18 protein-coding genes are annotated in these 15,881 nt (G+C 69.8%); 6 read left to right on the top strand and 12 right to left on the bottom strand.

Annotated elements, in window-relative coordinates:
- Positions 1 to 21: 21 nt before the first annotated feature.
- From OHA68_RS36650 to OHA68_RS36615, 8 genes are read right to left on the bottom strand one after another with little or no spacing between them, the layout of a single operon-like run.
- Positions 22 to 705 (bottom strand): 3-oxoacid CoA-transferase subunit B, encoded by a 684-nt coding sequence (locus tag OHA68_RS36650; protein WP_327104338.1) that lies wholly within the window; start codon positions 703 to 705, stop codon positions 22 to 24.
- Complete coding sequence (locus tag OHA68_RS36645; RefSeq protein ID WP_327104337.1) at positions 702 to 1,364, bottom strand: 3-oxoacid CoA-transferase subunit A; 663 nt, start codon at positions 1,362 to 1,364, stop codon at positions 702 to 704. Before OHA68_RS36645 ends, OHA68_RS36650 begins: the two co-directional genes overlap by 4 nt.
- Positions 1,361 to 2,554 (bottom strand): thiolase family protein, encoded by a 1,194-nt coding sequence (locus OHA68_RS36640; protein ID WP_327104336.1) that lies wholly within the window; start codon positions 2,552 to 2,554, stop codon positions 1,361 to 1,363. Before OHA68_RS36640 ends, OHA68_RS36645 begins: the two co-directional genes overlap by 4 nt.
- A 28-nt stretch (positions 2,555 to 2,582) precedes the next feature.
- Positions 2,583 to 3,665 carry an ABC transporter substrate-binding protein gene (locus tag OHA68_RS36635; protein ID WP_327104335.1) on the bottom strand — a complete coding sequence of 361 codons (1,083 nt, stop codon included), beginning with the start codon at positions 3,663 to 3,665 and terminating at the stop codon, positions 2,583 to 2,585.
- A gap of 6 nt (positions 3,666 to 3,671) precedes the next feature.
- Entirely contained in the window at positions 3,672 to 4,661 is a 990-nt protein-coding gene (locus OHA68_RS36630; protein WP_327104334.1) for an LLM class flavin-dependent oxidoreductase, read from the bottom strand.
- Positions 4,662 to 5,756 carry an ABC transporter substrate-binding protein gene (locus OHA68_RS36625; RefSeq protein ID WP_327104333.1) on the bottom strand — a complete coding sequence of 365 codons (1,095 nt, stop codon included), beginning with the start codon at positions 5,754 to 5,756 and terminating at the stop codon, positions 4,662 to 4,664.
- Between the two features lie 15 nt (positions 5,757 to 5,771).
- Positions 5,772 to 6,638 (bottom strand): cupin domain-containing protein, encoded by an 867-nt coding sequence (locus tag OHA68_RS36620; RefSeq protein WP_327104332.1) that lies wholly within the window; start codon positions 6,636 to 6,638, stop codon positions 5,772 to 5,774.
- 35 nt (positions 6,639 to 6,673) lie between these two features.
- On the bottom strand, positions 6,674 to 7,564 hold the full coding sequence (locus OHA68_RS36615; RefSeq protein ID WP_327104331.1) for a DUF6282 family protein: 891 nt from the start codon (positions 7,562 to 7,564) through the stop codon (positions 6,674 to 6,676).
- A 211-nt stretch (positions 7,565 to 7,775) separates the two neighbouring features.
- Between OHA68_RS36615 and OHA68_RS36610 the strand changes: the two genes are divergently transcribed.
- The 5 genes from OHA68_RS36610 (at position 7,776) to OHA68_RS36590 (ending at position 11,840) form a co-directional block, all read left to right on the top strand.
- Complete coding sequence (locus tag OHA68_RS36610) at positions 7,776 to 8,555, top strand: IclR family transcriptional regulator (protein ID WP_327104330.1); 780 nt, start codon at positions 7,776 to 7,778, stop codon at positions 8,553 to 8,555.
- Between the two features lie 65 nt (positions 8,556 to 8,620).
- On the top strand, positions 8,621 to 9,409 hold the full coding sequence (locus OHA68_RS36605) for an ABC transporter ATP-binding protein (protein WP_189144626.1): 789 nt from the start codon (positions 8,621 to 8,623) through the stop codon (positions 9,407 to 9,409).
- 8 nt (positions 9,410 to 9,417) lie between these two features.
- Positions 9,418 to 10,311 (top strand): ABC transporter permease, encoded by an 894-nt coding sequence (locus OHA68_RS36600; RefSeq protein WP_327104329.1) that lies wholly within the window; start codon positions 9,418 to 9,420, stop codon positions 10,309 to 10,311.
- Between the two features lie 3 nt (positions 10,312 to 10,314).
- The gene (locus tag OHA68_RS36595; RefSeq protein ID WP_327104328.1) at positions 10,315 to 11,085 is read left to right on the top strand and encodes an HpcH/HpaI aldolase family protein; all 771 of its coding nucleotides are present in this window, start codon (positions 10,315 to 10,317) and stop codon (positions 11,083 to 11,085) included.
- Entirely contained in the window at positions 11,082 to 11,840 is a 759-nt protein-coding gene (locus OHA68_RS36590) for an SDR family NAD(P)-dependent oxidoreductase (protein ID WP_327104327.1), read from the top strand. The genes OHA68_RS36595 and OHA68_RS36590 overlap by 4 nt, the downstream gene beginning before the upstream one ends.
- A gap of 73 nt (positions 11,841 to 11,913) precedes the next feature.
- Here OHA68_RS36590 and OHA68_RS36585 read toward each other — a convergent pair whose 3' ends face one another.
- Positions 11,914 to 12,522, bottom strand: a complete 609-nt coding sequence (locus OHA68_RS36585) for a TetR/AcrR family transcriptional regulator (RefSeq protein WP_327104326.1) — start codon at positions 12,520 to 12,522, stop codon at positions 11,914 to 11,916.
- 219 nt (positions 12,523 to 12,741) lie between these two features.
- The gene (locus OHA68_RS36580) at positions 12,742 to 13,107 is read right to left on the bottom strand and encodes a YybH family protein (RefSeq protein WP_189144631.1); all 366 of its coding nucleotides are present in this window, start codon (positions 13,105 to 13,107) and stop codon (positions 12,742 to 12,744) included.
- Positions 13,108 to 13,196: 89 nt separating this feature from the next.
- On the opposite strand from OHA68_RS36580, the gene OHA68_RS36575 reads away from it, so the two are divergent.
- Positions 13,197 to 14,105: a LysR family transcriptional regulator gene (locus tag OHA68_RS36575; protein ID WP_327104325.1), complete on the top strand. Its 909-nt coding sequence runs from the start codon at positions 13,197 to 13,199 to the stop codon at positions 14,103 to 14,105.
- 47 nt (positions 14,106 to 14,152) lie between these two features.
- On the opposite strand, the gene OHA68_RS36570 is transcribed toward OHA68_RS36575, so the two are convergent.
- Both OHA68_RS36570 and OHA68_RS36565 read right to left on the bottom strand, forming a co-directional pair.
- Positions 14,153 to 14,674, bottom strand: a complete 522-nt coding sequence (locus OHA68_RS36570) for an ATP-binding protein (RefSeq protein ID WP_327104324.1) — start codon at positions 14,672 to 14,674, stop codon at positions 14,153 to 14,155.
- A gap of 145 nt (positions 14,675 to 14,819) precedes the next feature.
- Positions 14,820 to 15,782: a helix-turn-helix transcriptional regulator gene (locus OHA68_RS36565; RefSeq protein WP_327104323.1), complete on the bottom strand. Its 963-nt coding sequence runs from the start codon at positions 15,780 to 15,782 to the stop codon at positions 14,820 to 14,822.
- Between the last annotated feature and the right edge of the window lie 99 nt (positions 15,783 to 15,881).

Here is a 15,881-nt window from a genome sequence, read left to right as displayed (position 1 = left end):
CCAACCTTCTGACAAGCGTGGTCACGGTGTCGCCACGGTGAGCGGGACGTCGACGCGCGAGCGGAGCTCGTGGAACGAGATCCCCCACGTCTCCCGGACGAGGATCTGGTCCCCCCCGGTGATCTCGAACGTGGCGAAGTCGGTATAGACCCGGTCCACGCACCGCAGCGCGGTGAGCGGATACGTGCATTCCCTGACGAGCTTCGGCTCGCCGGTCCTGGTGAACAGCGACATCAGCACGAAGACCTGCTTGGCGCCCACGGCGAGGTCCATCGCCCCGCCGACCGCCGGGATCGCGCCGGGCTCGCCGGTGTGCCAGTTGGCGAGATCCCCCGATGCCGAGACCTGGTAGGCGCCGAGGACGCACAGGTCGAGGTGGCCGCCTCGCATCATGGCGAACGAGTCGGCGTGGTGGAAGTACGAGGCGCCGGGCAGCTCGGTCACCGGGAACTTGCCGGCATTGATCAGGTCGGGATCGATCGCGTCGCCCGTCGCCGCCGGCCCCATGCCGAGCATGCCGTTCTCGGTGTGGAAGATGACCCCCGACTCCGGGGGAAGGTGGTCGCCGACGGTCGTGGGCTGACCTATGCCGAGGTTGACGTACGCCCCGCGGGGAATGTCGCGCGCGAGCACCCGGGCCATCTCGTCCCGTCCGAGCGGGCCACGGTCGGTGTGCTCGACGATGCTCGGAGACACCGCGCTCATGACGACACCTGCACGATCCGGTCGACGTAGATGCCTGGGGTGACCACGGCCTCAGGATCCAGCACTCCCGGCTCGACGAGGTGCCGCACCTGCACCATGGTGGTCGTCGCGGCCGTCGCCATGACGGGATTGAAGTTGCGTGCCGTCTTGCGGTAGACGAGGTTCCCGAGGGTGTCCGCGGTGTGGGCGCTGATGAGCGCGACGTCGGCGGCGATGGGCCGCTCGAGGACGTACGTCCGGCCGTCGATCTCGCGGGTCTCCTTTCCCTCCGCGAGGAGGGTTCCGGCTCCGGTGCGGGTGTAGAATCCGCCGATTCCGGCTCCGGCGGCGCGCATGCGCTCGGCCAGGTTCCCCTGCGGCACTACCTCGAGCTCGATCTTCCCGCTGCGGTACAGCTCGTCGAAGACCCAGGAGTCCGTCTGCCGGGGGAACGAGCACACGACCTTGCTCACCCGCCCGGCCGCGAGCAGCGCCGCGAGCCCGGTGTCCCCGTTGCCCGCGTTGTTCGACACCACGGTGAGGTCTCGCGCTCCCTGCCGGATCAACGCGTAGATCAGGTCGAACGGCATGCCGGTCGTGCCGAAGCCGCCGACCAGCACCGTCGAGCCGTCGGCGATGCCGCTGACCGCCTCGTCGACAGAGGTGCAGAGCAGCGTCATGCGACGTTCTCCAGCACGACCGCCAAGCCTTGACCCACACCGATGCAGATGGCTGCCACGCCCCATCGTTCACCGGACTCCACGAGCCGCGCCGCGAGGGTCCCGAGAATGCGCCCGCCCGAGGCACCCAGCGGGTGCCCGATGGCGATCGCCCCGCCCTTGGCGTTGACGACCTCGGCGTCCCGCAGCCCGAGTTCGATCCAGGCGTCGACACAGGCGATCGACTGTACGGCGAACGCCTCGTTCAGCTCGACGGCGCCGATGTCGGCCCAGGTGATGCCGGCCCGCTCGAGCGCGCCGTTGGCGGCCTCGACCGGGGCGTAGCCGAACTGCTGCGGCTCCAGCGCCGCCCAGCCGCGACCGGCGATCCGCGCGACCGGGTCACGACCGATGGTCGCGGCCGCGCTCGCCGAGCCCAGCAGGACCGCGCTGGCGCCGTCGTTCAACGGTGAGCAGTTGCCGGCGGTGATCGTCCCGTCGGGCCGGAACGCCGGCTTCAGCTTTGCCAGCGCCTCGAGCGAGGTGCTGGCCCGGATGCTCTCGTCCTGGACCAGGTCGGCGCCGGGGACGGGCACCACGAGGTCGTCGTAGAAGCCCTTCTTCCACGCCTCCGCCGCGAGGCGGTGCGAGCGAGCGCCGAACTCGTCCTGCCGCTCGCGCGAGATCGAGAACTTCTCCTGCAGTTGCTCGTTGCACTCGCCCAGCGAGACCGTCCACTCGGCGGGCATCCGCTCGTTCACCAGACGCCAGCCCAGCGTCGTGGAGACGGCGGTGACGTCGCCTGCCGGGAACCGGCGCGACGGCTTCGGCAGGACCCACGGCGCCCGCGTCATCGACTCCACGCCTCCGGCGATCGCGATCTCCGCGTCGCCGACCTCGATCATGCGTGCGGCCATCATGGCGGCGTCCAGCGACGAGCCGCAGAGCCGGTTCACCGTGGTGGCGGGCACCGAGACGGGCATGCCCGCCAGCAGCACGGCCATCCGGCCGACGTTGCGATTGTCCTCGCCGGCGCCGTTGGCGTTGCCCCAGAACACGTCGCCGACCAGGCCGGGATCCAGGCCCGGCGAGCGGTCGAGAAGTCCCTTCAGCGCGGTCGCGGCCAGATCGTCGGTCCTCGTGTCGGCCAAGGCTCCGTTGAACCGGCCGAACGGGGTCCGGGCCGACGCGTACACGAATGAGCTGCCCATTCGGGTCGTCTCCACTTCCTGCCCCATCTCAGGAGGCGTCCTTCGCTTGCTTGCGGATGTCGTCGTAGGAGAAGTCGTTGATGGCCTTGAGCAGGTCGGTCGTATAGATCTCCGTCGCCGGGAACGACTTGCCCACGAGCCCGGCGGAGGCCATGAACTCGACCATCCCGGTTGCCGCCTTCGGATCGATCCGGCCCCAGTCGCCGTCCTCGACCCCCTGGTCGGCCAGCCGCACCTTGAGGATCTTGACCTGGGACGCCATCGCGTCCTTCTCAGGTCCGGTGCCCCGGGTCTCCGGGTGGAGCTTCCACAGGTCGCGGATCGCGGCCTCGGGGTTGGCCTGGGCGAAGGCGAAGCCCTTCGCGATGGCGCGGCCGAACCGCTCCAGGACGTCCTTCCTCTCATCGATCGTCTTCCGCGTCGCGGCGAACCCGCCGCCCCAGATGCTGGCGGTCTGGGGCACCGGCAACGGGGTGAGCTGGATTCCCGCGTCCTCGACGATCGCGTACTGGGTGTCCCAGAGGGCCAGCGCGTCGACCTGGCCGCTCTTGATGGCGTTGATCTGCTGGGCGCCGGCGCCGATCGGCACCAGGCCGGCGGCGTTGTCGCTCATCCCGTTGAGCTCCAACGCGGTCCGGGCGAACGTCCCGCCCGAGCTGGCCACCGCGGTCACCCCGATCTTCTTGCCCTTCAGGTCCGCGATGCTCTTCACATTCGAGCCCTGGGGCAGCTGCAGGCTGTAGATCCAGTGCGGGTAGTACGACGCGAAGTAGACCAGGCCCAGGTTCTTGGCGTGACCGATCGCGACCGGCTCACCGGTCATCAGTCCGATGTCGGCGCCGCCGGCGGCCAGTTGCTGCGCCGACTGCGTGCCGGAGGGGAACAGCTGGACCTTGACGTCGAGCCCCTCGTCCTTGAAGTAGCCCTCGGCCTCGGGGACCGCCAAGGTGGTGTAGCCGGAGTTCCAGCTGGGCGCGCTCAGGGCGAACGTGACGGTGTCGAGGCCGTCGCCGCCCGCCGAGTCGCCCCCCTCCGAACCGCATGCGCCCAGCGTGGCCACCACGAGGATGCCTGCCAACAGGCCGGTCAAGCTCTTGAGTCGTCTCGTCATCCTCGGTCATTCCCCATCGAAGCTCGTGATCGCGTCTGTAGTCGTCGTGTTGTGCCAGTGCGGGAGGACGTGCCGCCCGACGAGGTCGAGCGTGTGGCGGGCGACCTCCGGCGGCGTGCCGAACGGGGCGACCCGCAACTGGACGGACGTGACCCCCGCCCGGACGTACCGGGCGATCGTCGCGTCGATCTCCTCGGGCGTGCCCACCATGGGGAGCTCGAGCTCAGCAGGACCGTCCGTACCCATCCATGAGCCCCGCTCGGTGTAGTAGCCGGTCGCGGCCTTCAGGTGGCGCGCGGCGAGCTCGCGGGCGGTGGCGGCATCCTCGTGGACGACGCAGAACCTGGTGGTGGCGACCACTCCCCCCGTCTCGCCCGGCCGGCCGCCGCGATACGACCAGTAGGCGGCCGACTGCTTGATCAACAGGTCGTCGCAGTAGTTCGTCGCGCCGTAGAATCCGTCGGCGAGCGTCGCGGCACGACGGGCCGAGGCGGCCACCTTGCCGCCCACCAGGATCCGCGGCCCGCCGCGCCGCACCGGGGGCGGGATCGCCACCGGCGAGTCGGTGCCCGCGTCGGCGGACCAGGCGTCGCGCAGCAGCTTCAGCGTGGCGTCGAAGGCCGCGCCGGCCGGACCTGACGCGGGCAGCCCGGCCCGTCGGGCGATCTCCGGGCTGCCGAGCCCGAGGCCGAGGGTGAGCTTCCCGCCGCACAGCTGGTCGAGCAGCGCGGCCTCGTAGGCCAGTTTCTCCGGACTGTACGCGCGCAGGAGTAGCACCGCTGATCCCAGCGCCAGGGACGTCCGTCCGGCCAGATGTCCCAGGACCATCAGGACGGACGGGAGGTGGAACGGCTGAGAGGCCGCGTGATAGCTCTCACCCACCCACGCGGAGTCGAAACCTTGCTGCTCCGCGCGGGCGAGCATCGTGACCGTGCGATCCACCTGCGGGCGGACCGGCTCCTGGGAGCTCAGGTCGAGCGCGATCCCCAGCCGCATTCAGCTGGCGCTCTCTGCTTGCTTGACGACGTCCTCGTGATTGAAGTTGTTGAACGCCGTGAACATCGCGTCGGTGTAGATGTCCTTCGCGGGGAACTTCTTGATCAGTCCGGCCTTGGCCATGAAGTCGAGCGAACGGGTGAACGCGGCGTCGTCGATCCGGCCCAGGGTCTTGTCGTCGAAGCCCTGTCCGTCCAGGCGGACCTGGAGGACCTTGACCCCGTCGGCCAGCGCCTTCTCCTCCGGGTCTGACCCGCGGGTCTCCGGGTGGAGCTTCCACAGGTCGCGGATCGCGGCCTCGGGGTTGGCCTTGGAGAAGACGAACGCCTTCGCCACCGCACGACCGAACCGTTCGAGGACGTCCTTCTTGGCCTCGAGGTTCTTCCGGGTCGTCGCGAAGCCGCCGCCCCACGCGTCCGCCGTCTCCTTGACCGGGAGCGGCGTCAGGGTGACGCCGGCGTTCTTGACGCTCTGGTACTGGATGTCCCAGAGCGCCAGCACGTCGACCTGGCCGCTCTTGATGGCGTTGATCTGCTGGGCGCCGGCGCCGATCGGCACCAGGCTGGCGGCGTTCTCGCTCATCCCGTTGAGCTTCATCGCGGTCCGGGCGAACGTCGCGCCGGAGCTTGCGACCGCGGAGACGCCGATCTTCTTGCCCTCCAGGTCGGCGATGCTCTTCACGGCCGAACCGTCCGGCACCTGCAGGCTGTAGATCCACTTCGCCCAGTAGGAGCTGAAGTAGGCCAGGTTCAGGTCCTTGTCGTGCCCGATGGCCACGGGCTCGACCGTCATGAGGCCGAGGTCGGCCCCGCCGCCGGCGACCTGCTGCGCCGCCTGGGTGGCCGACGGGAACAGGTTGGTCGTGACCTTCAGACCCTCCTGCTCGTAGAAGCCCTCGGCCTCCACGACGGCCATGACCGCGTAGCCGGCGTTCCAGCTAGGGGACGCCATCGCGAACGTCACCGGCGTCAGCTTGCCGCCGACCTGGGCCGAGTCGCCGGATCCGCTGTCGGAACCGCACGCACTCAGCGTCACGGCCGCGCACAGGACGGCTACCGCACCGCTCACGACCTTCATCGCTCGTCTGGTCTTCACGATGGAACCTTCTTCTTACTGGTTGGGGAGTGGGTAGGTGTCTTCGTTGAGCACCCGGCCCGGCGTCAGGGAGAAGTCCAGACGCGGCGGACAGAAGATGTCGATCAGCTGGTTGGTCCCCGAACCAACAGCCTCGCTGGTGTGGAGCATGGGCGGAGGGATCACGGCCACCGAAGGACTGCCGCACCGCAGGTGCCGGTCCTCGCGCCACTCGGTGCGACGCTTGGACCACGGGGTCCGCAGGTGGTGGACGTACTCCCCCTCCACGGCGAGCGAGCACTGCTCGAAGTCGTCGTGGTCGTGCGGCGAGAGGGTGTTCGGATCACGCGGGCCGATCCTGGGCGCCAGGAAGTTGATCATGAAGGTGCTGCACCGCACGATCTGGCCCGGGCGGATGGCGTCCTGCGTCACCTCCAGGTCGGCCAGCCGGTAGGGCCGGATGCGATAACCCTCCGGCGGGTCCGGCCACGGCTCGAACGGCTTGGTGTTCGGGTGCGGGTCCGCGTACGCGTCCCGGTTGCGCGCCTTGTCCAGCAGGTCGGTGGAGCGGGAGCTGAACAGCCGTACGACGGTGCAGTCGGCGACGGCGACGACGGTACTGCTGCCCGGCGGGACCATCACCACCGCCTTGCCCGAGACCGACGCGACCTCCTGCGACGCACGGACCTCGACGCTGCACTCCTCGTAGGGGAGGATCACGACGTACTCGTCCGGCTGATCACCCCGCTCCAGCACGTCGCCGGCGACCAGCGTCGTGTGGGCGAGCACGAAGTTGTGTCCGCGGAAATACCACGTCGACGATCCGCCAGGGGTCGTCTCGTCGGGATCGCCCGTACCGAGGTCGGAGAACTCCACGTCGGGCGGGGTGGCCAGGATGGTCATCGTCTGTCCTTTCTGGTCAGCGGCAAGATGCCGGTTCAGTCGTCCAGGCCGAGCAGGAAGGCCGGGTTGTCGCAGAAGACCTGCCGCAGCGACCTCTCGTCCAGGCCGAGGTCCAGCAGCGCGGTCGCGACGCGGATGTAGGAGTCCACCGGCAGCGGCCGATCCTTCTGACCGAGGTCGGAGGCGATCACGGTGTGCTCGGGGCCGATCTTCTCGATCCAGTCCAGGAGGATCCTCGGGTCCCACTTCTTGGTCCCCTCGGGGTCGTAGAAGCCGGTCTCGTGCTCGATGAACGCTCCGTAGCCGATGAGCTCACGGCACTTCGCCTCGTCCGCGCCGATGACGTAGTCCGGATGGTTGAGCAGCATCCGGGTGACACCCTTGTCCTTGGCCGCGGCGAACAGCTGGGTGATCGACTCGGTCTCCATGTGACCGCCGGTCACCATCGCGCCGGTCTCCTTCACCAGGTCGAGCACCTCGTAGACCTCGGGGATGAGCTCACCGTTCTCCTGGTGGACGTCGACCCGGGACGACGGCACCTCGACGCTCGCCGTGGGGAAGCCGACGCCCTCCGGATGGCAGTCGATGTGCCGGCCGGCCGAGAACGTCGGAAACCACACGGCCTTGCCCCCCATACGCAGGCACATGGCCACCGCCTGGGGGTTGATGCCGCCGATCATGCTGTTCAGGGTGATGCCGCCGAAGACCGGGGTTTTGATCTTCGCCAGCCGGTCGCTCATCGAGAGCAGGTCCATCACGGTGTTGTGGTGGTGGGACTTCACCAGCACGCCCCTCATGCCGAGCCGCTCGCCGTCCTTGCCGGCCTCGGCATGGTCGATGCGTCGAGGAAACGGGTTCGGGCCGGAATGGCAGTGCAGGTCAACGCAGCCGTTCAGCAGTTTGATGATGGCGGGCGAGTCAGTCATGAAGTCTCCGGGTGTCGACAGGGTTCACATCACCGTTCGCATCACAGACTGGAAGTTCACTATCCGGTCTGTCAATAGGGTGCGTTCGGAAACACTTTCGCGAAACACGAGGAAAACCTTGCAGCAAGGCGCAGGGCACGCTTACTCTCTGTCCGTACTGCGAACCGCGAGAACTCTTTTTGGAACATCCAACGCGACGGGGTGGGGGCCTATGACGGAGCACCAGGACGAAAAGCCGGTGGCTGCTCGCGAGCAGGACATCCAGGCGGTGAGCCGGACCGCGCAGATCCTCGGACTGTTCGGTCCGGAGACTCCGGAGCTCTCCGTCGCGGAGACCACCCGCCGGCTCGGTCTGAACCGGACCACGGCGCACCGCTACTTCAGCTCGATGATCAGCTCCGGCCTGCTCGAGCGCGTGGAGGACTCCGCACTCGTCCGTCCCGGACGGTCGATCCTGCAGCTCGGCAGCTTCACGCTGGGAAAGCAGCGCATCATGCAGATGGCGCCGGCCTACATGCGCGAGCTCACGCTCGAGATCAAGATCAGCACCGTGCTGTCGCTGTGGGGCACCTCCGGCCCGGTGGTCTCGCTGGTGGAGGAGGCCGACCATCCCACCGTGGTGACGGTGCGCGTGGGCTCGCAGCTCGCCCTGGACTCCTCGCAGGCCAAGGTCTTCCTGGCCTTCCTCCCCGACCAGTTCCACGCCGACCGACTCACCGGCAGCCTCCCCGAGCCCCAGCGCACCGAGACTCGCCGTCGTATCGAGGCGATCCGACAGGCCGGCATGAGCAGCTACGTCAACAACCGCGGCATCTGCGTCGTCGCGGCGCCGGTGTTCGCGGCGACCGGGATCTGCGCCACGATCGCGGCCGTCGGCACCGAGCGGATGCTGCCGGAGGCGCTGGACTCCCGAGAGGCCTTGGCGTTGAAGGCCGCCTGCAAGCGACTGACCAAGGAGATGGGCGGCACGTGGCCCGAGGCGACCGACTGATTGCTGCCAGCACGACAACCGAGGCGCGGGCAGCCTGCGCTCGAACCAGGTGAGGAATGACAGACATGCCGACCAGCACCGACACCGACTGCGTGATCCGCTTGGACTCGCTGTCCATGCTCTACCCGACGAAGTCCGGCGGGACCGTCCAGGCTCTCGACGACGTCTCCCTCAGCGTCCGAGCCGGTGAGTTCATCTCCATCGTCGGCCCCAGCGGCTGCGGCAAGAGCACGCTGCTGCGGATCATCATGGGCCTGTCCCGCCAGACCTCCGGACAGGTCACCTTCGGGCCGTCGGAGGACACCCACCGCAACCAGCTCGGGATGGTCTTCCAGCAGCCGCTGCTGCTGCCATGGCGCACCGTACGGAAGAACCTGCTGACGTCGCCGGACCTTCACCACGCCCGGGACGCCGCGACCCAAGCCAAGGCCGACGAGTTGCTGGTGATGCTCGGCCTGGAGGAGTTCGGCGACCGGTACCCCAACGAGCTGTCCGGCGGGATGCAGCAGCGGGTGGGGATCGGCCGCGCCCTGATGCACGACCCGCGCATCCTGCTCATGGACGAGCCGTTCGGCGCCCTCGACGCGATGACCCGCGACCAGATGGGACTGGACCTGCTGAAGATCTGGGACCAGGACCGCAAGACCGTGCTGTTCGTGACGCACAGCATCCCCGAGGCGGTGCTCCTCGCCGACCGCGTCGTGGTCATGACACCGCGACCCGGCCGGTTGGCGGACGTCGTCGAGGTCGCGCTCCCCCGACCGCGGCGGCTCGAGAACATCAACACGCCCGAGTTCGGCGAGATCGTCCTGAAGATTCGCAAGCTGCTCGACTCTGAGCACAGCGCCCACTAGGAGACCTGATGTCCACCAACACCAAGCGCCAGGCGGGCGCCCGAGAGGCACTCGCCGTCCCGGACGGCGAGACCGTACCGGTGGAGGCGCCCACGAGCTCGGACGCCCCGGTCCGACGCCGACGCCGCCGAGTACCGGAGATCACCTACAGCGTGCTGGTGTTCATCGGGCTGTTGGTGGTCTGGCAGGTCGTCGTGGAGATGTTCGACGTCTCCAACATCCTCGTCCCCGCGCCCACGGCCGTCGCCGTCTCCCTGGTCGACGGCTTCCGGGACGGCAGCCTGGTGAGCCACTCGATCGTCACCATGAAGGAGATCCTGATCGGGTTCGGCATCGCGGTCGGCTCGGCACTGGTCTCCGCGGTGCTCATCACCCAGTTCCGGACGGTGGAGCGCGTGCTCTTCCCGCTGCTCATCCTGACCCAGACCATCCCCAAGGTCGCCATGGCGCCTCTGCTGATCGTCTGGTTCGGCATCGGGATCAGCTCGAAGGTGCTGACCGTGGCCCTGATCGCGTTCTTCCCCCTCCTCATCAACGCCGTCCTGGGATTCCGGTCCGCCGCCCACGAGCAGGTCGAGATGCTCCGGTCCTTCGGCGCGTCCCGCATGCAGGTGATGCGGCACCTGCAGATCCCGTCGGCGCTTCCGCACATCTTCGCGGGGCTGGAGGTCGCCGTCATCCTGTCCGTGACCGGCGCCGTGGTCGCGGAGTTCGTGGGCAGCTCAGAAGGTCTGGGCTACCTGATCCAGGCGAGCAACTTCACCCTGGACGTGGCCAGGACCTTCGCGGTGATCGTCGTGCTGTCGGCCGTCGGCATCGCCCTGCACGCGGTCGTCGTGCAGCTCGGCAAGTGGCTGGTCTTCTGGACCGCCACCCCCACCAACGCCGCCAGCGAGGTCTGATCCATGACACGGGTACGCGACGGAATCAACGGCGGCACGCTCGGAACCTGGATCAAGCTCTCCAGCCCCGAGAGTGTCGAGATCATGGCCTACGCGGGCTTCGACTTCGTGGTCATCGACCTCGAGCACACGACACTGGACCTGGCCGCCGCCTCGACCCACATCGCGATGGCCCGAGCCCTCGGGGTGGATCCGCTCGTCAGGGTGCCCGACCACGGCCCCAGCGTGATCCAGCGGGTCCTGGACGCCGGCGCGGCCGGCGTGGTCGTGCCGCACGTCGACACGGTTGAGCAGGCCCGGGCGGTGGTGCGGGCCACCTGCTTCCCGCCGCGCGGCGACCGCGGGTCCGGCGGCACCAGCCGGGCGGGTCGCTGGGGGTTGCTGCCACGGGCGGACTACCTCGAGTACGGCAACGAGCAGGCCCTGTGCGTCGTCCAGCTCGAGAGCGAGGCGGCGATCAGGAACACGAGGGAGATCCTGGCCCTCGACGGCATCGGTGCCGCGTTCGTCGGGCCGGCCGACCTCTCGATGTCGATGGGCGTCGCGGCGGGAAGTGACGAGGTGGACCGGCTCGTCACGTCCGCGCTGGCGGCCGCCGCCGCGGCAGGTGTTCCCATCGGCACCGCGTCCGCCACGAGTGACCAGGCCCGGGCCGCGCTGGCCCGGGGCTACGACTACGTGGTGGTCAGCAACGACACCTCGATCCTCGCCAGCGGAGGCCGGGCGATCGTGAACGCGCTGAAAGCACCCGTCGCTGAGCGAGTCGCCCGATGAGCGCGCCACGTGTCGCCATCGTGACGGGCTCGAGCTCCGGGATCGGAGAAGGGATCGCCCGCGCGCTCGCGGCCGACGGCTTCACCGTCGTGGTGAACTCGGCCACCTCGGTCGACGCCGGTGAGCGGCTCGCGGCCCAGCTCCCGGGGGCGAGCTACGTCCAGGCCGACATCGCCGATCCCTCCGACGCCGTGCGCCTGGTGGAGACGGCCGTGGAGCGGCACGGCCGGCTCGACCTGCTGGTGAACAACGCCGGGGTGTCGAGACCCGTCCCCCACGCCGACCTGGACGCGATCACCGCTGACGACTGGCACCGGATCCTCGGCGTCAACGTCGTCGGGACGTGGCAGGTCTCCGTCGCCGCCGTGAAGGTCATGGAGCCCGGCAGCCAGATCATCAACATCACTTCGGTGGGCGGCTCGCGACCCCTCGGCAGCTCGATCCCCTACTCCGTCAGCAAGGCCGCACTCGACCATCTGACGAGGCTGCTGGCCAAGGCCGTGGGTCCAGACGTCCGGGTGAACGCGATCGCCCCGGGGCCGCTCCAGACCCGACTGACCTCGGCCAGTCTCGCCACGCGGGCGGCGCGCACCGGGGCGATGACACCGCTGGGCCGGCTCGGGCAGCCATCCGACGTCGCAGCGATGGTCCTGGCGCTCATCAAGGTCCCCTTCGTCACCGGTGAGGTGATCAACGTCGATGGCGGCATCAACCTCGTCACCCACATGGACGCGCCTCGCAACGACGACGCGTGAGCGGCGTCGGGAGGCGCGCAGCCCGGCAAGGCTGCGAGTCGTTGCCAGGGGTCAGCCGAACACCGGGCGGCCCTCAGCAGGGTGGCCAGTTGCGCAGGGCGGCGTCGGCCATGTCCTGGAGTTCGTCGCGGCCGACGCCGCCGGCGGCCTGCACGGCGATGCCGTAGGCCAAGGCGGTGACGTAGCGGGCGAGCAGTGCTGGGTCGGTCTCCGGCGGCAGGTCACCGTCATCGACGGCTCGTTCGAACCGTTCTCGGATGCGGGAGAAGCCGTTGTCGCGCCACGCGATGAGGAGGTCGCGGGCTCCACGGCTGGAGTCGCCGGTGGCCAGGGCGCCCTGGACGCCCAGGCACCCGTTGGGGCCGGTCGGGCGGGCGGTGGTTCGGACGGTGCCGGCGAAGATCGCGGTGACGACGCCGAGGGCGGTCGGCTCGTCCAAGGCTCGGCCCAGGTAGGCGCTCGGGCCCTCGGTATAGCGCTCCAGGGCCTTACGGAAGAGCTCCTCCTTGTTGCCGAAGGTGGCGTACATGCTGGTGGTGGAGATGCCCATCGCGTCGGTCAGGTTGGCCAGACTGGCCCCCTCGTAGCCCTGCTCCCAGAACACCAGCAGGGCGCGCTCGAGAGCCTCGTCGGCGTCGAATCCCCGCGGTCGGCCGATCGGGCGGCGCTGCCTGGCTTCCACCCCCGCAGTCTAACCCTTCTGCAGCGATCGATGCAGAAAATGTCACCTCCGGCTTCTGTATCGATCGCGCGGCAGGCACGTGCCAGGGGCGCCGCACCCGCGCTGCCGTCCTCCGGCCACTGCGCCGCCGGCGCGATCTCGACGCGTTCCTTCAGTTCGCGCGGCCGCCCAGGCGGCAAGGCCACGTGGGGACCACCTGGATAACGGCAGGACCCGGGTCTAGGGGCGAGGGGTGACGAATTCGGGCTGGTCGAGCAGGCGGAGCCAGCTTCCGTCGGGCTGGCGCCTGACCACTTGCGCGCGGGCGCCCGCGTTGTCCTTCGGCGGGGTCGAGGTGAGCGCGATGTCGCCGCTGATCAGGGTCGGCAGCGGTTGCTCCTGCTCGAAGTGGGGCCGATTGGCCAGCACCTTCTCCCACAGGGCGCGGATCGCCTCCCGGCCCACCGTCCGGCCGCCGGGCGGGTAGGCCAGCACCGCGTCCTCCTCGTACAGTGCGGCGACGCCGGCCGCGTCGCCGGCGTTGGAGCGTTCGACGAACAGGCGGGTGATGTCCTCCGGCCGCATGGCCTTCGCGTACTCGGTCATGAGTTTCTCCAATCGTCCGGCCTCCAGGTTCGCGCCCCGGCCATCAGAAGTCCAACAGATGGTTCTACTAGAAACTACAATTGCCAGTTATGGATCTGAGGCAGCTCGAATACTTCGTCGCCGTCGCCGAGGAGCGCAACTTCACCCGGGCGGCCGAGCGCGTGCACATCAGCCAGTCCGGGGTCAGCGCCCAGATCCGCCAGCTCGAACGCGAGCTCGGCGCGGAGCTGTTCGACCGCTCGGCACGCACCGCCACCCTCACCGTCGCGGGCAAGGCCGCCCTCGAACACGCCCGCGCCGCGCTCGCCGCCGCCGTCGCGGTCGGCCGGTCCGTGGGCGAGGTGACCGGCCTGATCCGGGGCCGGCTCACCGTCGGGATGGTCACCGGCTGTACGATCACGCCGCTGTTCGACGCCCTGGCCGCCTTTCACCGGGCGCATCCCGGCGTGGAGCTCTCGCTGCGGGAGGACAACTCCGACCGCCTGATCGACGGGGTCCGCGCCGCCACCGTCGACCTGGCCCTCGTCGGCACCGCGACCGCCACCCCCGACGGCCTGGACGCGCTGACCATCATCAGCGAGCGGCTCGTCGCGGCGGTCCCCCGCGGGCATCCTCTGGCGACCCGGCGGCACCTCCGCCTGCGGGACCTGGCCGGCCACCCGATCGTGTGCATGCCGCCGGGCACCGGCCTGCGCACCGTGTTCGACCAGGCGTGCGCGGCGCGGCACGTGCAGCCGGTGGTCGCGCTGCAGGCCAGCGCCGCCGAGGCCATCGCCGACCTGGCCGCCCGAGGGCTCGCCGTCGCCATCCTCAGCGAGTCGATGGCCGCCCGCTACGACGACCGGCTCACCGCCCTGACCATCGACGACGTCGACGCGCCCGCCCTGCTCGCCCTGGTCTGGAAGGGCACGCACAACCCCGCCCTGCGCGAACTGCTCGCGCACAGCCGGCAGGCGTTCGGCCCGCTCGGCTCGGCGGCGGCGGATATGCCGAGGTAGCCGGTGACGACCGCACCGTGGGGTGGGCGGTTTCCTGCGGCGGGACCTCAGCCCTTGACGGCCTCCGCGATCCGCTGGGCGGCCTGGGCGGGCGTGAGGTGCGTGGTGTCGATGACCTCGGCCTCGGCGTGGAGCCAGGTGCGGGCGGCCTCGGCGTAGGGCTCAAGGTATTTGAGGCGGAATGGGGAGGGGCCAAGGAGAGTGTCCCCCTCGATGCGCTCGCGGAGGGTGTCCTGGTCGGCGTGGAGGACGAAGTGCCGTACCGGGATGGCATGGTGGGCGAGGCCGGTGCTGATCTCGCGCCAGTACCGCTCGACCAGGACGGTCATGGGGATCACCAGGGTGCCGCCGGTGTAGTCGAGCACGTGGCGGGCGGTCTCGACGACGAGCGGCCGCCACGGCGGCCAGTGCTGGAAGTTGTCCGTCGCCGGCAGCCCGGGCGTGATGTCCATGAGTGTCACGCCGACCTTCTCGGCATCGAACACCCGTGAATCCGGGAGCAGTCGCTGCACCAGCGGGCTGGTCGTCGTCTTGCCGGCGCCGTGGGTGCCGTTGAGCCATACGATCATGGAGCGCAACGCTAACGCCCTGCGGGTCGCAGGAGGTCGTGCGGGTGCGACGGACACCTGGTCCCACGGGCGCGCGGTCCTGGCCGGAGATGCCGCGCACTGCGCCTCTCCCTAGAGCGGCATGGGGGTCTCCGGCGGCAGGACACTAGCCGTCCTGGGCGGCCGCGGCCGTGTAGCGCCGTGCCAGGTCGCGCAGGAAGGTGCGCAGCTCGGGCGGTTCGAGCACCTCGAAGGGGATCTCAAGGGTGCTCAGGAACGCGGCCAGGTTGTGGAACGACTCGCCGCCGGTCTCCAGCACGCAGGCCTGCTCGCCGTCGGCGCGCAGCAGGCCGGCCGCCGGGGGCAGCCGCTCGAAGAGCGTCTCGTACGGCTCGTGCAGTCGTACGAGAGCCGGGTGCCGGTAGGCGGTCGAGCCCGCGCCGCGTACGACGTGGGCCGCGGCGTCGCCGCCCGGGGGCTCGCGCGGGGTGAAACGGGGGCCGTTCGGCGTGCGAGGGGTGATGCGGTCGGCGCGGAAGGTCCGCCAGTCGTCGCGGTCGGTGTCCCAGGCGAGCAGATACCACCGGCGGCCGGTGTAGACGAGCCGGTGCGGCTCTGCTGAGCGCGTGGTGATCGCCCCGTCGTGGTTCTGGTAGTCGAAGCGCAGCCCCTCGTGGTCGCGGATGGCGGCGGCGATCACCGTCAGGGTCCCGGCGTCCACCATGGGGCCGCGGCCGGCGACCGACAGTGTGGCGGCCCGTACCGCCTCGATGCGGTGCCGCAGGCGGGCCGGCAGCATCTGCTGGAGCTTGGTGAGGGCGCGCAGCGAGGTCTCCTCGATGCCGGTCACGGTGCCGCCGGCGGCGGCGTGCAGGCTGACGGCCACCGCGACGGCCTCCTCGTCGTCGAGCAGCAGCGGAGGCAGCGCCGCACCCGCTCCGAGCCGGTAGCCGCCCGCCGTTCCCGTGACCGAGTGGATCTCGTAGCCCATGCCGCGCAGCCGTTCGATGTCGTTGCGCACCGTCCTGGTGGTGACGTCGAGCCGGTCGGCCAGCTCGCGCCCGGGCCAGTCGGGGCGGGCTTGGAGCAGAGAGAGCAGGCGTAGCAGGCGGACCGAGGTTTCCAGCATCGTCCAAGGATGCCGGACGAACCGGCGGCCAGCCGCCGCGCGCGTACGGGTCCCAGCTCCGCCACACCATCCCTTAACGGGAGGCAACACCGTGACTCT

Source organism: Nonomuraea glycinis (assembly GCF_035920485.1).
Classification (GTDB): domain Bacteria; phylum Actinomycetota; class Actinomycetes; order Streptosporangiales; family Streptosporangiaceae; genus Nonomuraea; species Nonomuraea glycinis.
Note: the sequence above shows the minus strand (reverse complement) of the source record. Positions and strands in the feature narration are given on the sequence as shown.

What these genes read in the sequence shown, in the direction of transcription:
- OHA68_RS36650 (WP_327104338.1), bottom strand. Translation starts at nt 705, where the DNA reads ATGAGCGCGGTGTCTCCGAGCATCGTCGAGCACACCGACCGTGGCCCG.
- OHA68_RS36645 (WP_327104337.1), bottom strand. Translation starts at nt 1,364, where the DNA reads ATGACGCTGCTCTGCACCTCTGTCGACGAGGCGGTCAGCGGCATCGCC.
- OHA68_RS36640 (WP_327104336.1), bottom strand. Translation starts at nt 2,554, where the DNA reads ATGGGCAGCTCATTCGTGTACGCGTCGGCCCGGACCCCGTTCGGCCGG.
- OHA68_RS36635 (WP_327104335.1), bottom strand. Translation starts at nt 3,665, where the DNA reads ATGACGAGACGACTCAAGAGCTTGACCGGCCTGTTGGCAGGCATCCTC.
- OHA68_RS36630 (WP_327104334.1), bottom strand. Translation starts at nt 4,661, where the DNA reads ATGCGGCTGGGGATCGCGCTCGACCTGAGCTCCCAGGAGCCGGTCCGC.
- OHA68_RS36620 (WP_327104332.1), bottom strand. Translation starts at nt 6,638, where the DNA reads ATGACCATCCTGGCCACCCCGCCCGACGTGGAGTTCTCCGACCTCGGT.
- OHA68_RS36615 (WP_327104331.1), bottom strand. Translation starts at nt 7,564, where the DNA reads ATGACTGACTCGCCCGCCATCATCAAACTGCTGAACGGCTGCGTTGAC.
- OHA68_RS36610 (WP_327104330.1), top strand. Translation starts at nt 7,776, where the DNA reads ATGACGGAGCACCAGGACGAAAAGCCGGTGGCTGCTCGCGAGCAGGAC.
- OHA68_RS36605 (WP_189144626.1), top strand. Translation starts at nt 8,621, where the DNA reads ATGCCGACCAGCACCGACACCGACTGCGTGATCCGCTTGGACTCGCTG.
- OHA68_RS36600 (WP_327104329.1), top strand. Translation starts at nt 9,418, where the DNA reads ATGTCCACCAACACCAAGCGCCAGGCGGGCGCCCGAGAGGCACTCGCC.
- OHA68_RS36595 (WP_327104328.1), top strand. Translation starts at nt 10,315, where the DNA reads ATGACACGGGTACGCGACGGAATCAACGGCGGCACGCTCGGAACCTGG.
- OHA68_RS36590 (WP_327104327.1), top strand. Translation starts at nt 11,082, where the DNA reads ATGAGCGCGCCACGTGTCGCCATCGTGACGGGCTCGAGCTCCGGGATC.
- OHA68_RS36580 (WP_189144631.1), bottom strand. Translation starts at nt 13,107, where the DNA reads ATGACCGAGTACGCGAAGGCCATGCGGCCGGAGGACATCACCCGCCTG.
- OHA68_RS36575 (WP_327104325.1), top strand. Translation starts at nt 13,197, where the DNA reads ATGGATCTGAGGCAGCTCGAATACTTCGTCGCCGTCGCCGAGGAGCGC.
- OHA68_RS36570 (WP_327104324.1), bottom strand. Translation starts at nt 14,674, where the DNA reads ATGATCGTATGGCTCAACGGCACCCACGGCGCCGGCAAGACGACGACC.
- OHA68_RS36565 (WP_327104323.1), bottom strand. Translation starts at nt 15,782, where the DNA reads ATGCTGGAAACCTCGGTCCGCCTGCTACGCCTGCTCTCTCTGCTCCAA.